This is a genomic window from Citrobacter sp. Ct235 (genome assembly GCF_030332305.1).
GTDB classification, from domain to species: Bacteria; Pseudomonadota; Gammaproteobacteria; order Enterobacterales; family Enterobacteriaceae; genus Citrobacter_A; species Citrobacter_A telavivensis.
The window spans coordinates 62,084-76,992 of sequence record NZ_JAOWIC010000039.1 but is presented as its reverse complement, the minus strand read 5'-3'; the positions used below and the strand labels follow the sequence as shown (position 1 = coordinate 76,992).

14 protein-coding genes and 1 pseudogene are annotated in these 14,909 nt (G+C 54.5%); 11 read left to right on the top strand and 4 right to left on the bottom strand.

The features are described 5' to 3' along the window. Positions 1-11 precede the first annotated feature (11 nt). The 3 genes from OGY35_RS04685 to OGY35_RS04675 all read left to right on the top strand — a co-directional run bounded on the left by OGY35_RS04685 (position 12) and on the right by OGY35_RS04675 (position 2,488). Complete coding sequence (locus OGY35_RS04685) at positions 12-872, top strand: small-conductance mechanosensitive channel MscS (protein WP_286631547.1); 861 nt, start codon at positions 12-14, stop codon at positions 870-872. Between the two features lie 144 nt (positions 873-1,016). Further along, the gene (gene argO, locus OGY35_RS04680) at positions 1,017-1,652 is read left to right on the top strand and encodes an arginine exporter ArgO (protein ID WP_152405960.1); all 636 of its coding nucleotides are present in this window, start codon (positions 1,017-1,019) and stop codon (positions 1,650-1,652) included. A 92-nt stretch (positions 1,653-1,744) separates the two neighbouring features. Further along, positions 1,745-2,488: an oxidative stress defense protein gene (locus tag OGY35_RS04675; RefSeq protein ID WP_286631546.1), complete on the top strand. Its 744-nt coding sequence runs from the start codon at positions 1,745-1,747 to the stop codon at positions 2,486-2,488. 175 nt (positions 2,489-2,663) lie between these two features. Here the strand turns inward: OGY35_RS04675 and ettA are convergent, their stop codons facing one another. Beyond that, positions 2,664-4,331: an energy-dependent translational throttle protein EttA gene (gene ettA / locus OGY35_RS04670; protein WP_286631545.1), complete on the bottom strand. Its 1,668-nt coding sequence runs from the start codon at positions 4,329-4,331 to the stop codon at positions 2,664-2,666. A gap of 473 nt (positions 4,332-4,804) precedes the next feature. Between ettA and sltY the strand changes: the two genes are divergently transcribed. Beyond that, on the top strand, positions 4,805-6,742 hold the full coding sequence (sltY, locus tag OGY35_RS04665; protein ID WP_286631544.1) for a murein transglycosylase: 1,938 nt from the start codon (positions 4,805-4,807) through the stop codon (positions 6,740-6,742). A gap of 57 nt (positions 6,743-6,799) precedes the next feature. Then, positions 6,800-7,126 (top strand): trp operon repressor, encoded by a 327-nt coding sequence (gene trpR / locus OGY35_RS04660; RefSeq protein WP_152405956.1) that lies wholly within the window; start codon positions 6,800-6,802, stop codon positions 7,124-7,126. Between the two features lie 93 nt (positions 7,127-7,219). On the opposite strand, the gene yjjX is transcribed toward trpR, so the two are convergent. Next, positions 7,220-7,735 carry an inosine/xanthosine triphosphatase gene (yjjX, locus tag OGY35_RS04655; protein ID WP_152405955.1) on the bottom strand — a complete coding sequence of 172 codons (516 nt, stop codon included), beginning with the start codon at positions 7,733-7,735 and terminating at the stop codon, positions 7,220-7,222. A 48-nt stretch (positions 7,736-7,783) separates the two neighbouring features. Here yjjX and gpmB point away from each other — a divergent pair, with 48 nt between their 5' ends. Next, positions 7,784-8,431, top strand: coding sequence for a 2,3-diphosphoglycerate-dependent phosphoglycerate mutase GpmB (gene gpmB, locus OGY35_RS04650; RefSeq protein ID WP_152405954.1), 648 nt, complete (start codon positions 7,784-7,786; stop codon positions 8,429-8,431). Here the strand turns inward: gpmB and robA are convergent. After that, on the bottom strand, positions 8,428-9,297 hold the full coding sequence (robA, locus tag OGY35_RS04645; protein ID WP_284554132.1) for an MDR efflux pump AcrAB transcriptional activator RobA: 870 nt from the start codon (positions 9,295-9,297) through the stop codon (positions 8,428-8,430). The two genes, gpmB and robA, sit on opposite strands and share 4 nt — an antisense overlap. Before the next feature lie 211 nt (positions 9,298-9,508). On the opposite strand from robA, the gene creA reads away from it, so the two are divergent. From creA to creD, 4 genes and pseudogenes are all read left to right on the top strand, one after another. After that, positions 9,509-9,982 carry a protein CreA gene (gene creA / locus OGY35_RS04640; RefSeq protein ID WP_152405952.1) on the top strand — a complete coding sequence of 158 codons (474 nt, stop codon included), beginning with the start codon at positions 9,509-9,511 and terminating at the stop codon, positions 9,980-9,982. A 12-nt stretch (positions 9,983-9,994) separates the two neighbouring features. Then, complete coding sequence (creB, locus tag OGY35_RS04635) at positions 9,995-10,684, top strand: two-component system response regulator CreB (protein WP_152405951.1); 690 nt, start codon at positions 9,995-9,997, stop codon at positions 10,682-10,684. Continuing rightward, a pseudogene (creC, locus tag OGY35_RS04630) lies at positions 10,684-12,108 on the top strand (two-component system sensor histidine kinase CreC). Before creB ends, creC begins: the two are co-directional and overlap by 1 nt. Positions 12,109-12,166: 58 nt before the next feature. Continuing rightward, positions 12,167-13,534 (top strand): cell envelope integrity protein CreD, encoded by a 1,368-nt coding sequence (gene creD / locus OGY35_RS04625; RefSeq protein ID WP_286631543.1) that lies wholly within the window; start codon positions 12,167-12,169, stop codon positions 13,532-13,534. Between the two features lie 67 nt (positions 13,535-13,601). Here creD and arcA read toward each other — a convergent pair whose 3' ends face one another. Further along, complete coding sequence (gene arcA, locus OGY35_RS04620) at positions 13,602-14,318, bottom strand: two-component system response regulator ArcA (RefSeq protein ID WP_001194359.1); 717 nt, start codon at positions 14,316-14,318, stop codon at positions 13,602-13,604. 95 nt (positions 14,319-14,413) lie between these two features. Here arcA and yjjY point away from each other — a divergent pair, with 95 nt between their 5' ends. Further along, positions 14,414-14,554: a YjjY family protein gene (yjjY, locus tag OGY35_RS04615; RefSeq protein WP_042998021.1), complete on the top strand. Its 141-nt coding sequence runs from the start codon at positions 14,414-14,416 to the stop codon at positions 14,552-14,554. Positions 14,555-14,909: the final 355 nt, after the last annotated feature.

The following is a 14,909-nucleotide window of genomic DNA, read 5'->3' as shown; positions in this document are numbered from 1 at the left end:
AGGAACATGTAATGGAAGATTTGAATGTTGTCGACAGCATCAACGGTGCGGGGACCTGGCTGGTCCGCAACCAGGAATTGCTGTTGAGCTATGCCGTCAACATCGTGGCGGCAGTTGCCATTGTTATTGTCGGGATGATTGTGGCGCGTCTGGTGTCGAATACGGTTAACCGTCTGATGGTGGCGCGTCATATTGATGCCACCGTGGCAGACTTTCTCTCCGCGCTGGTGCGCTACGGGATTATTGCCTTCACGCTGATCGCCGCGCTGGGTCGGGTGGGCGTGCAAACGGCATCTGTCATCGCTGTTCTCGGTGCCGCCGGTTTAGCGGTCGGTCTGGCGTTGCAGGGGTCGTTGTCTAACCTGGCCGCCGGGGTTCTGCTGGTCATGTTCCGTCCGTTCCGTGCCGGTGAGTATGTTGATCTGGGCGGTGTCGCCGGGACGGTGCTGAATGTGCAGATTTTCTCCACCACCATGCGTACCGTGGACGGTAAAATTGTCGTGATCCCAAACGGTAAAATCATTGCCGGCAATATCATCAACTTTTCCCGCGAGCCGGTACGCCGTAATGAATTTACTATCAGCGTCGCCTACGACTCTGACATCGATAAGGTGAAACAGATCCTCACCGGGATTATTGAGTCGGAAGACCGCATTCTCAAAGATCGCGAAATGACGGTACGTCTGAATGAACTGGGCGCGTCATCGCTCAACTTCGTGGTGCGTGTCTGGAGCAACAGTGGCGATCTGCAAAACGTGTACTGGGACGTGCTGGAACGGATTAAGCGTGAGTTTGATGCCGCAGGTATTCGCTTCCCGTATCCGCAGATGGACATCAATTTTAAACGCGTGAAAGAAGGCGCGGCAGAGTAATGGTGTGCCGGATGAGCATCGTGCCATCCGGCAAAATTCCTTTAGCATTAATTTCTCTAATCTGCGATTAATATTATCCATTTCCGCTAATAATCATCCCGCGTTATAGTCTGCGCTATAGAGACAACGTTCAGGATGATTACCGTGATATCGTATTATTTTCAAGGTCTTGCACTCGGCGCAGCCATGATACTTCCGCTCGGCCCACAGAATGCTTTTGTGATGAATCAGGGGATACGCCGCCAGTATCACATCATGATTGCGCTGCTGTGCGCCGTCAGCGATCTGTTGCTGATTTGCGCCGGAATTTTTGGTGGCAGCGCATTACTGATGCAATCTCCCTGGCTGCTGGCGCTGGTCACATGGGGCGGTGTGGCATTTTTGCTGTGGTACGGCTTTGGTGCGTTAAAGACGGCGATGAGCAGCAATCTGGAACTGGCCAGCGCGGAAGTGATGAAGCAGGGGCGCTGGAAGATTATCGCCACGATGCTGGCAGTGACATGGCTGAATCCACACGTCTATCTCGATACCTTCGTGGTGCTGGGCAGTCTGGGCGGACAACTGGACGTGGAGCCGAAACGCTGGTTCGCGCTTGGCACCGTCAGCGCCTCTTTCCTGTGGTTCTTCGGTCTGGCGCTGTTGGCGGCGTGGCTCGCGCCGCGACTGCGCACCGCAAAAGCGCAGCGGATCATCAATTCGCTGGTCGGTCTGGTGATGTGGTTTATTGCTTTTCAACTGGCAAAAGAAGGCGTTGCGCATGTTCACGCCTTGTTCAACTAAGCGTTGTCTGATGGACAACACACTATTTCACGCTAAGCTTGCCTGCATGCGCCCTGAAATTTGGGCAACTCACGTAACATGGAGGAGCGACAGTGAAGTTCAAAGTGATGGCCCTGGCGGCATTAGTGGGATTCAGTGCAATGTCGGTACAGGCAGGCGAATTGCCTGATGGACCGCACATCGTGACTTCCGGGACGGCAAGCGTGGACGCTGCACCTGATATTGCCACTCTGGCAATTGAGGTTAATGTGGCGGCAAAAGACGCTGCGACGGCGAAGAAACAGGCAGATGAGCGCGTTGCGCAATATCTTTCCTTCCTTGAGCAAAATCAGGTCGCGAAAAAAGACATCAGCTCGGCGAACCTGCGCACGCAGCCGGATTACGACTACCAGAACGGGAAAAGCATTCTGAAAGGCTATCGGGCGGTGCGCACTGTCGAAGTGACGCTGCGTCAGCTCGATAAACTCAACCCGCTGCTGGACGGCGCGTTGAAGGCGGGGCTGAACGAAATTCGTTCCGTGTCGTTAGGCGTGGCACAACCGGATGCTTACAAAGACAAAGCGCGTAAAGCGGCGATTGATGATGCGATACATCAGGCGCAAGAACTGGCGGCAGGCTTTAACAGCAAGCTGGGGCCGGTTTACAGCGTGCGTTATCATGTCTCGAACTATCAGCCAAGCCCGGTGGTGCGGATGATGAAAGCGGATGCGGCACCGGTATCTGCTCAGGAAACCTACGAGCAGGCAGCGATTCAGTTTGATGATCAGGTCGATGTGGTGTTCCAACTGGAACCTGCGGCGGGCCAGCAACCGGCAACGGCTGCTAAAGCGCAATAATCGAAAATGCCGGATGGCGCTGTGCTTATCCGGCCTACAAATACGCGTCCTGTATGCCGGCAACGGCTAAAGCGCAATAATCAACAATGCCTGAGCGCTGCGCTTATCCGGCCTACAGATACGCGTCCTGTAGGCCGGATAAGGCGTTTTCGCCGCCATCCGGCATGACTAACAATTACTTCGCAATACGTTTGTACTTGATACGCTTTGGCTCGAGCGCGTCTGCGCCCAGCGTGCGTTTCTTATACTCTTCGTATTCGGTGAAGTTACCTTCGAAGAACTCCACTTTGCCTTCATCCTGGTAGTCCAGAATGTGGGTGGCGATACGGTCGAGGAACCAGCGGTCGTGCGAGATAACCATCGCGCAACCCGGGAACTCCAGCAGGGCGTTTTCCAGCGCGCGCAGGGTTTCGATATCCAGGTCGTTGGTCGGTTCATCGAGCAGCAGCATGTTGCCGCCAACCTGTAACAGTTTCGCCAGGTGCAGACGACCACGCTCGCCGCCGGACAGTTCGCCCACGCGTTTCCCCTGATCAACACCCTTAAAGTTAAAGCGGCCAACGTAGGCGCGGCTTGGCATCTCGGTGTTGCCGATCTTCATGATATCCAGCCCGCCGGACACTTCTTCCCACACGGTTTTGCTGTTATCCATGGCGTCACGGAACTGGTCAACAGAGGCCAGCTTGACGGTTTCACCCAGCGTGATAGTACCGCTGTCAGGCTGTTCCTGACCGGACATCATGCGGAACAGCGTCGATTTACCCGCGCCGTTCGGACCGATGATACCGACAATCGCGCCTTTCGGTACGGAGAAGCTCAGATCGTCAATTAGCAGGCGGTCACCGTAGGATTTACGCAGATGGCTGACTTCAACGACTTTATCGCCCAGACGCGGTCCAGGTGGAATAAACAGTTCGTTGGTTTCGTTACGCTTCTGGTATTCGGTGCTGTTCAGTTCTTCAAAGCGTGCCAGACGGGCTTTACCCTTAGACTGACGGCCTTTCGCGCCCTGACGTACCCACTCCAGCTCTTTCTCGATAGATTTACGACGCGCCGCTTCCTGAGAAGCTTCCTGCGCCAGACGCTGATCTTTCTGCTCCAGCCACGAGGAGTAGTTGCCTTCCCACGGAATCCCTTCGCCGCGGTCAAGTTCGAGGATCCAGCCTGCGACGTTGTCGAGGAAGTAACGGTCGTGGGTAATCGCCACCACGGTCCCTTCGAAGTCGTGCAGGAAGCGTTCCAGCCAGGCCACGGATTCCGCATCCAGGTGGTTGGTGGGTTCGTCGAGCAGCAGCATGTCTGGTTTTTCTAACAGCAGACGGCACAGTGCGACACGGCGACGTTCACCCCCGGAGAGGGTCGCGATTTTGGCGTCCCAGTCCGGCAGACGCAGGGCGTCGGCAGCGCGCTCCAGTTGCACGTTCAGGTTATGACCGTCGTGCGCCTGAATGATCTCTTCAAACTTGCCCTGTTGCGCGGCCAGTTTATCGAAGTCGGCATCCGGCTCGGCGTACTTCGCGTAAACTTCATCCAGACCTTTCAGCGCATTAACCACTTCCGCCACCGCTTCTTCAACAGATTCGCGAACGGTGTGCTCAGGATTGAGCTTGGGTTCCTGCGGCAGGTAACCAATTTTGATGCCTGGCTGCGGGCGGGCTTCGCCTTCGATATCGGTATCAATGCCCGCCATGATGCGCAGCAGGGTGGACTTACCGGCACCGTTAAGGCCCAGTACGCCGATTTTTGCGCCAGGGAAGAAGCTCAGAGAGATGTTTTTAAGAATATGACGTTTCGGCGGAACGATTTTGCCGACACGATGCATGGTATAAACGAATTGGGCCACGTTGGACTCGCCTCTGTATTTATCGTGATGAATATACCCGTCATACTTCAAGTTGCATGCGCGTTGGCTGCACTCGTTCACCCCAGTCACTTACTTATGTAAGCTCCTGGGGGATTAATGAGAGATATCCTGTCTCTCACCGAAGGCCAGCCTGCGGCTGGTCAAATTCGTTCCCGACGAATTTGTCACTCCCTTGCCGCGTGACTCAGCCTTCGGCTTCGCCCCTCCGGGGCCAGCGCTAGCGCTGTTCAAAGCCCTTTGGGCTTTGTCCTGCAACTCGAATTATTTAGGGTATAGATGTTTTCAAAGGCGAAGTGTAGCCTTTTTCCCCTCTCAATCCCAGCCAGCAGATCTCACTCGCCGTAAAAGTAAAAAAGTGTCCTCGACGTGGCGTAAATGCCAATGACTGGTTAGCATGAAATCATTAGGCGGCATGAGGCTGCAACGATGTATCATTTTTAGAGGAAGAGCTTGTGGACAAAGCCCAACGATTTACCTGGCGTCTTATTGCCGCCGGTGTGTGCCTGCTGACGCTAAGTCAGGCTACGCGAGCCGATTCACTGGATGAACAGCGTAACCGTTACGCACAAATTAAGCAGGCCTGGGATAACCGACAGATGGATGTCGTGGAACAGATGATGCCGGGCCTGAAGAATTACCCTCTGTATCCCTACCTGGAATATCGGCAGATCACCGATGATCTGATGAATCAACCGACTGTCACGGTGACCAACTTTGTCCGTGCCAACCCGACTCTGCCGCCAGCACGCACGCTGGAATCGCGTTTTGTGAATGAACTGGCGCGGCGTGAAGACTGGCGCGGGTTATTAGCGTTTAGTCCGGAGAAACCGAGAACCACCGAGGCGCAGTGCAATTACTACTACGCGAAGTGGAATACCGGACAAGCGGAAGAGGCCTGGCAGGGGGCGAAAGAGCTGTGGTTGACCGGTAAGAGTCAGCCCAATGCCTGTGACAAACTGTTCAGCGTCTGGCGCGCTTCCGGTACTCAGGACCCGCTCTCTTACCTGGAGCGCATCCGCCTGGCGATGAAAGCGGGAAATACCGGACTGGTGACGATACTGGCCGGGCAGATGCCAGCGGAGTACCAGACTATCGCGTCAGCGATTATCTCACTGGCGAACGATCCGAACAGCGTCATGAACTTTGCGCGCACCACCGGCGCTACCGATTTTACCCGTCAGATGGCCGCCGTGGCCTTTGCCAGCGTCGCGCGTCAGGATGCGGAAAACGCGCGTCTGATGATCCCGTCACTGGTGCAGGCGCAGCAACTGAATGAGGATCAAACCCAGGAGTTACGCGATATCGTCGCCTGGCGATTAATGGGTAACGACGTCACCGACGAGCAGGCGAAATGGCGCGATGATGCGATTATGCGCTCGCAATCCACGACGCTTGTGGAGCGTCGGGTGCGGATGGCGCTCGGGACCGGCGATCGTCGTGGCCTGAACACCTGGCTGGCGCGTCTGCCGATGGAAGCGAAAGAGAAGGACGAATGGCGCTACTGGCAGGCCGATTTGCTGCTGGAGCGGGGACGGGAAAACGAAGCAAAAGAGATCCTGCATGCGCTGATGCAGCAGCGCGGTTTCTACCCGATGGTGGCGGCGCAGCGTCTGGGGGAAGAGTACGTCCTGAAAATTGATAAAGCGCCGGGCAATGTGGATAACGCACTGACTCAGGGGCCGGAAATGGCTCGTGTTCGCGAACTGATGTACTGGAATCTGGATAACACCGCCCGCAGCGAATGGGCGAACCTGGTCACCAGTCGCACGAAGACGGAACAGGCGCAACTGGCGCGTTATGCCTTCAACAATCAGTGGTGGGATCTGAGCGTGCAGGCGACGATCGCCGGTAAACTCTGGGATCATCTGGAGGAGCGTTTCCCGCTGGCGTATCAGGATATCTTTACTCGCTATACCCGCGGCAAAGACATCCCGCAAAGCTACGCGATGGCGATAGCGCGTCAGGAGAGTGCCTGGAACCCGAAGGTGAAATCTCCGGTCGGTGCCAGTGGGCTGATGCAGATTATGCCCGGCACGGCGACACACACGGTGAAGATGTTCTCTATTCCGGGTTACAGCAGCCAGAACCAGTTACTGGATCCAGAAATGAATATCAACATCGGTACCAGTTACCTGCAGTACGTCTACCAGCAGTTCGGCAATAACCGGATCTTCTCCTCTGCAGCCTACAACGCCGGACCGGGGCGTGTGCGTACCTGGCTTGGCAACAGTGCGGGACGGATTGATGCCGTGGCGTTTGTCGAGAGTATTCCCTTCTCGGAAACGCGCGGCTACGTGAAGAACGTGCTGGCCTACGATGCTTACTATCGCTATTTCATGGGACAGAAAGACACCCTGATGAGCGATTCTGAGTGGCAGAGACGTTATTAATCCGATGGGTTATGTTATGATTTGTACTCGTGTATGAGTACAACAGGGCGACATAACATGACCCAGCATTCCCCTTATTCATCGGCGATAGCCGAACAACGCAATCAGGAGTGGCTTCGTTTTGTGGAGTTGCTCCGCCAGTCTTACGCAGAGGATCTGCACTTACCGCTGTTGCAGTTGATGCTGACCCCGGACGAGCGCGAAGCGTTAGGGACGCGTGTACGCATTATCGAAGAGTTATTACGCGGCGAAATGAGCCAGCGTGAGCTGAAAAACGAACTGGGCGCGGGGATTGCTACCATCACTCGCGGCTCTAACAGCCTGAAATCTGCCCCTGTCGAACTGCGTCAGTGGCTTGAAGTCGTATTGTTGAAAAACGCCTGAAAAGCGTTTTCGTAGGCCTGATAAGCGTAGCGCCATCAGGCTCGCAACCGCTCCATCGCCGGATGACGACTTCGTCTTATCCGGCCTACAATCTCACTGATAAATCGCGTTATGAAACGGGCTGAGCGCCAGAATCACCGCCTGGTGGTAGACGCTGGCACGCGTCAGTTTCCCGGCGGTAAACACGCCAATCGCGCCTTCTTTTCGACCAATCTTATCAATGCCCGTGTAGTGAGACATCACCGGGCCAAGCGCTTCACCCTCGCGCACTTTTTCAAGGATCACTGCAGGTAGCGGCAGCGTCGCGGAACGGGCTTCACCGCGTTGGGTTGCATTCTCGACAACCACCCAACTGAAGGTCGCGTCTTCATCAATACCCGCTTCGATAGCCACCCAGAAGTCGGCATCTGGTCGCGCACGACGGGCATTTTCGACCCGATTCCGTGCGCCAGCACGCGTTTCAGAACTTCCGAAGGGTTGCTCCGGTACGCCACTATCGACGTCAACAGACTCTATATGGCAGGATCCTTCACCGAAGATCTCGTTAAATGCCTGCAGAATTGCCTGAATTTTGGCGGGATTGGTGGTTGCTGAGACAACATGGTGCATAATTAAGCTCGATTTTAAAAAACTCATCGCAGTATACGGAAAAATAGCATGTTACAGGTATACCTTGTTCGCCACGGTGAAACGCAGTGGAACGCCGAGCGACGTATTCAAGGCCAGTCCGACAGTCCGCTGACCGCTAAAGGTGAGCAACAAGCAGTGCAGGTAGGTGAACGTGCGAAAAGCCTCGGTATCACCCACGTCATCAGTAGTGATTTGGGACGTACCCGCCGCACTGCTGACATCATCGCCCAGGCCTGTGGTTGTGATATCACCTTAGACGCCCGCCTGCGCGAGTTGCACATGGGAGTGCTGGAAAAACGTCATATTGATACCCTGACCGCCGAAGAAGAAAACTGGCGTCGCCAGTTAGTCAACGGCACCGTCGACGGGCGTATTCCCGAAGGGGAGTCGATGCAGGAACTGAACGATCGTGTTCATGGTGCGCTCGCCGCGTGCCTGAATTTGCCGCAGGGGAGTCGTCCACTGTTGGTCAGCCACGGCATCGCGCTGGGCTGTCTGGTCAGTACGATTCTGGGACTTCCTGCGTATGCGGAACGCCGCTTACGTCTGCGTAACTGCTCGATTTCGCGGGTGGATTATCAGGAAAGTTTGTGGCTGGCGCCGGGATGGGTCGTGGAAACGGCAGGGGACATCTCGCATCTGGACGCCCCTGCGCTGGATGAGCTACAGCGTTAACGGCGAATCGGTATCAGGAATTCGCAGCGCAGGTTAATCGGGCGGTCACCGGCTTTGGCATCTTCAGCCGGGTAGTACCGTTCGATATCCTGCCCTTTGCGGCGCGTCAGGTTCAGCATTGGCATGCAGGTTCCGTAGACGGTCAGGATGAACTCCTGGACGCCCGTTCCCAGCCCCTCGTAGGTAAACATGACATATTCGCCGCCCTGCAACAGCACCGGTTGAGCTGACTGTACGTAGCCGTTGGCTTGCTCCTGAGGTAGCGCGGTAGTGTAGAACACTTCCTGCTCGTCATCTTTCTCAAGACTCGGACGCGTTTCGTTCAGGCCATACAGTACGGGCGGGATTGCGGGTGCATGCGCGAGGAAATTGTGCCAGAACTGCACGCGCATTTCGTGGCGGAAATCGGAGATTTGCTCCAGCGAACATGAGTAGCTCTGGGTGATGCCAAGCAGTGGCGTATCTTCCAGAGTGACAAACTTATGCTCAGGTATGGCAAATTCGCCCAGACGCAGAGGCGGGCGGATACCGAACGCGCTCCATTCCGGTGAACGACGATACAGCGCAGGCGTTTGGGAAAACTGTTTCTTAAAGGCGCGGGTGAATGTTTGTTGAGAGTCAAAGCGGTACTGTAGGGCAATATCCAGAATCGGGCGAGCCGTCAGGCGAAGCGCAACAGCGGATTTCGATAAGCGGCGTGCGCGAATATACGCGCCAATCGCGTGGCCCGTCACGTCCTTAAACATTCTCTGCAGATGCCACTTGGAATAACCCGCTTTTGCCGCCACATTGTCAAGTGACAGGGGCTGATCCAGATGACCTTCCAGCCAGATTAATAGGTCGCGAATAATGCCGGCCTGATCCATAAAATATCCTCATCCTTTCAACTACAAACACCTGACATCAGATTATTGGATAATAGCATTTTTTGTTGTTTTAGCATTCAGTGTTTTTTTTGCGCATTAATGCTTTTTTTGGATCAAATAAAACGTGATTATTGTAATCCTGTGATCTGTAAACAGTTTCTTTTACAATGTCGAATAATTGCCCGGCGTAATTTTAAAGAATGGTAACAATATGAAATACAAGAGTTTAGTTCTTTCCACTCTGTTGTTTATGCTGGCGCCGCTGGCGTCCGCCGAACAGATCGGCTCTGTCGATACGGTGTTCAAAATCTTTGGACCGGATCATAAAATCGTCGTGGAGGCGTTTGACGATCCCGATGTCAAAAACGTGACCTGCTACGTCAGCCGTGCCAAGACCGGGGGCATTAAAGGCGGGCTGGGGCTGGCTGAAGACACCTCCGATGCCGCCATCTCCTGTCAGCAGGTGGGACCGGTAGAACTGAGTGACAGAATCAAGAACGGCAAAGCACAGGGGGAAGTGGTCTTTAAGAAACGCACTTCGCTGGTCTTCAAATCTTTACAGGTCGTGCGTTTTTATGATGCTAAACGCAACGCGCTGGCCTATCTGGCCTATTCCGACAAGGTTGTCGACGGGTCGCCGAAAAATGCCATTAGCGCGGTACCCATCATGCCGTGGCGCGAATAACAGGGAAGCATAATGCAGCAGGTATCGGTCTGGCTGGTGGAAGATGAGCAGGGTATCGCGGATACCCTGATTTATATGCTCCAGCAGGAAGGGTTTAGTGTGGAAGCCTTTGAGCGCGGTCTGCCTGCGCTGGATAAAGCGCGTCATCAGTGCCCGGATGTGGCGATTCTCGATGTTGGGTTGCCGGATATCAGCGGCTTTGAACTGTGCCGACGATTGCTGGAGCAGCATCCGGCGTTACCGATTCTCTTTCTTACGGCGCGTAGTGACGAGGTGGATCGCCTGCTGGGGCTGGAAATTGGCGCTGACGATTACGTCGCTAAACCGTTTTCACCCCGGGAAGTGTGTGCCAGGGTACGCACGCTGTTACGCCGGGTGAAGAAGTTTTCTACGCCGTCGCCCATTGTCAAAACCGGTCATTTTGAGCTGAATGAGCCCGCTGCCGAAGTGGCCTGGTTCGGCACGCCCCTGCCACTCACGCGCTATGAGTTTTTGCTGCTGAAAACGCTGCTGTTATCTCCTGGTCGCGTCTATTCTCGCCAGCAACTGATGGATATCGTCTGGGCTGATGCGCAGGATACTTTCGACCGGACGGTCGATACGCACATCAAAACGCTGCGTGCCAAACTGCGTGCCGTCAATCCGACGCTCTCGCCTATCAACACGCATCGTGGAATGGGTTACAGCCTGAGGAGCCTCTGATGCGCATTGGCATGCGTTTGCTGTTGGGCTATTTCCTGATTGTCGCCGTTGCCGCGTGGTTTGTTCTCTCTATCTTTGTGCAGGAGATTAAACCTGGCGTACGGCGTGCAACGGAAGGGACGCTGATCGATACCGCCACGCTGCTGGCGGCGCTGGCCCGTGACGATCTGCTGTCCGGCAATCCGGAGCATGGCCAACTGGCGCAGGCGTTTACGCAACTGCACAATCGTCCCTTTCGCGCCAATATCAGCGGAATCAATAAAGTCCGCAACGAGTAGCATGTCTACATGACGGACGCGCAGGGCAAAGTGGTGTTTGATTCCGTCAGCAAAGCGGTCGGGCAGGATTACTCCCGCTGGAACGATGTCTGGCTAACGCTGCGTGGACAGTATGGCGCACGCAGTACGCCACAGAACCCCGCAGACCCGGAAAGCTCGGTCATGTATGTTGCCGCGCCGATTGTCGACAATGGAAAGATCGTCGGCGTGCTCAGCGTGGGGAAGCCTAATGCCGCTATGGCGCCGGTGATTAAACGCAGCGAGCGACGGATCCTCTGGGCCAGCGCGGTTCTGCTTGGCATCGCGCTGGTGATTGGTGCCGGGATGGTCTGGTGGATTAACCGCTCGATCGCCCGTCTGACGCGCTATGCGGATTCAGTGACTGAAAACCAGCCGATGCCGCTGCCAGAACTGGGCAGCAGCGAGTTGCGCAAGCTGGCGCAGGCGCTGGAGAGCATGCGTCTGAAGCTGGAAGGTAAGAATTACATTGAACAGTACGTGTACGCGCTTACCCACGAGCTGAAGAGTCCGCTGGCGGCCATTCGCGGCGCGGCGGAAATCCTGCGGGAAAATCCGCCTCCGGACATTGTTAAGCGCTTTACCGACAATATTCTCAGCCAAAATGCGCGAATGCAGGCGCTGGTTGAAACCCTGCTGCGTCAGGCGCGGCTGGAGAATCGTCAGGATATTGCGCTCTCTGCGGTTGCAGTCGATAAACTGTTTGCGCAAATCAGTGACGCACGCGCCATTCAACTGGCGTCGAAGGCAATATCGCTGGAGAGGGTTCCTTCAACGTTAAGCGTCTGTGCAGAGCCAGTGCTGCTGGAGCAGGCGTTGGGCAACCTGCTGGACAACGCCATTGATTTCACCCCGGCTGGTGGGACGATCACCCTCAGCGCGCAGGCGCATGCAGAGAAAGTGACGCTGACGGTGGCCGATACCGGCACTGGTATTCCCGATTTTGCCTTACCGCGGATATTTGACCGTTTTTACTCACTGCCGCGTGAAAATGGCCTCAAAAGCAGCGGTCTGGGCCTGGCGTTCGTGCGCGAAGTCGCACGACTGCTGAAGGGGAGTGTGGAATTGCGTAACCGACCGGAAGGTGGCGTCGAAGCCATGCTCATACTTCACCGTCACTTCACATAGCTTCAAATTCCCCCCACACAGCGTGCGTACTCTGCCGGTATTGCATAAGGAGAACGCTATGTTGAAATCCCCCCTGTTCTGGAAAATCGTCACTTTAGGTGGCGCGATTGTGTTGCTGCTGATCCCACTGATGATGGTCAGACAGATCATTGTGGAACGCGCTGATTATCGCGATACGGTAGAGGATGCCATTCGGCAGAGTACCAGCGGACCGCAAAAAGTGGTCGGCCCATTGATTGCCGTGCCCGTGACCGAGTTATACACGGTGCTGGAAAACGAGAAAGAGGTGCAGCACAAGCGCAGCTTTATCCACTTCTGGCTGCCGGAGTCGCTCATGGTTGAGGGTAACCAGAATGTCGAGCCACGAAAAGTGGGCATCTACGAGGGGCAGGTCTGGCATACCGATGTCACGTTGAAGGCGGAGTTTGATGTCGCGCGGCTGAGTGAACTTAACAGGCCCAACGTGACCCTCGGAAAACCGTTTATTGTGGTTGGCGTGGGCGATGCGCGGGGCATTGGCGTAGTGAAAGCGCCGAAGGCGAATGGCGTGGCGCTTGCCGTCGAGCCAGGGACAGGATTAACGGGACGTGGAGAGGGGCTCCACATCCCGCTTCCCGACGAACAATGGGCGATGCACGATGTGAACCTGGCGATGTCACTCAACTTAAGCGGAACCGGATCTTTCTCCGTGGTTCCGGTGGGGCGCAGCAGTCAAATGACGCTCACCAGTAACTGGCCGCACCCCAACTTCCTTGGTGATTTTCTGCCCGAAAAGCGCGAAATCAGTGAGTCAGGGTTTCAGGCGCAGTGGCAAAGCAGTTGGTTTGCCAATAACCTCGGCGAGCGGTTTGTGGATGCGCAAAAAGACGGGTGGTATAACCTGCCGTCATTTAGCGTCGCAGTTGCCACTCCTGCCGATCAGTACCAGCTGACGGATCGGGCAACTAAGTATGCCATTCTGCTAATTACGCTGACCTTTATGGCTTTCTTTGTGTTCGAAACCTTAACCGGCAAAAGGTTACACCCGATGCAGTATCTGCTGGTGGGGCTGTCGCTGGTGATGTTTTATCTGCTGCTGCTGGCGCTCTCAGAACACATTGGCTTCACCCTGGCGTGGGTTGTCGCCAGTCTGGTGGGCGCGCTGATGAACGGGGTTTATCTCCAGGCGGTATTGCAGGGCTGGCGTAGCAGTGTGGTCTTCACCCTGGCATTGCTGGCGCTGGATGGCGTGATGTGGGTTCTGCTGCGCTCGGAAGACAGCGCGCTTCTGCTGGGAACGAGCGTACTGCTGCTGGCGCTGGGGAGCGTGATGTTCCTGACACGGCATCTGGACTGGTATGCGTTCTCGCGTACGAAACCGACAACAACGCCGACAGCGCCGAAACCGACAGCGCCAGTGGACGATGCGCTACGCGTGTGGAAGTAAATTCAGTTAACGGCAGACAAGAAAAACGGCGCATTAAGCGCCGTTTTTTTTGACGGTAATAACTTGATTAATCCTGCAGATCGCCACAGAAACGGTAACCTTCACCGTGAATTGTCGCGATAATTTCCGGCGTATCCGGCGTCGATTCGAAATGCTTACGAATACGACGGATGGTCACGTCAACGGTGCGGTCATGCGGCTTCAGCTCACGACCGGTCATTTTCTTCAGCAGTTCAGCACGAGACTGGATCTTACCCGGGTTCTCGCAGAAGTGAAGCATGGCACGGAACTCGCTGCGCGGCAGTTTGTACTGTTCGCCATCAGGCCCGATCAGAGAACGGCTGTTGATGTCCAGTTCCCAACCGTTGAACTTGTAGCTTTCAACGCTACGACGTTCTTCACTGACGGTACCCAGGTTCATGGTACGCGACAGAAGGTTGCGGGCACGGATAGTCAGTTCGCGCGGGTTAAACGGTTTGGTGATGTAATCATCTGCACCGATTTCGAGGCCGAGGATTTTATCGACTTCGTTATCGCGACCCGTCAGGAACATCAGCGCAACGTTAGCCTGCTCGCGCAGTTCACGCGCCAGCAAAAGACCGTTTTTGCCTGGCAGGTTGATATCCATGATCACCAGGTTGATGTCATATTCAGAGAGGATTTGATGCATTTCCGCGCCATCTGTCGCTTCGAATACATCATAGCCTTCCGCTTCGAAAATACTTTTTAACGTGTTGCGTGTTACCAACTCGTCTTCAACGATAAGAATGTGCGGGGTCTGCATGTTTGCTACCTAAATTGCCAACTAAATCGAAACAGGAAGTACAAAAGTCCCTGACCTGCCTGATGCATGTCGCAAATTAACATGATCGGCGTAACATGACTAAAGTACGTAATTGCGTTCTTGATGCACTTTCCATCAACGTCAACAACATCATTAGCTTGGTCGTGGGTAGTTTCCCTCTGGACCCGACAGTGTCAAAAACGGCTGTCATCCTAACCATTTTAACAGCAACATAACAGGCTAAGACGTACCGGACACCCAATAAAACTACGCTTCGTTGACATATATCAAGTTCAATTGTAGCACGTTAACAGTTTGATGAAATCATCGTATCCAAATGCTAGCTTTCATCACAAAATTGCAATAATCCAACTAGTTGCACAAGATAACTAATTAACACGGCGAATCCTATGAATGAGATTCATTTTAAATCAAATTATCTCTGATAAACAGAAGGATATACTGTTTCTGTTAACATAAAAAACATTAGTAAAGTAAGGAAATAGTTTAGCGTCTTTTATCAACGATGAAACGCTTTTTCAGTGATTTTCGTTAAAATTTTGTAAATTCGCTCCGCGTAATATCTTGACA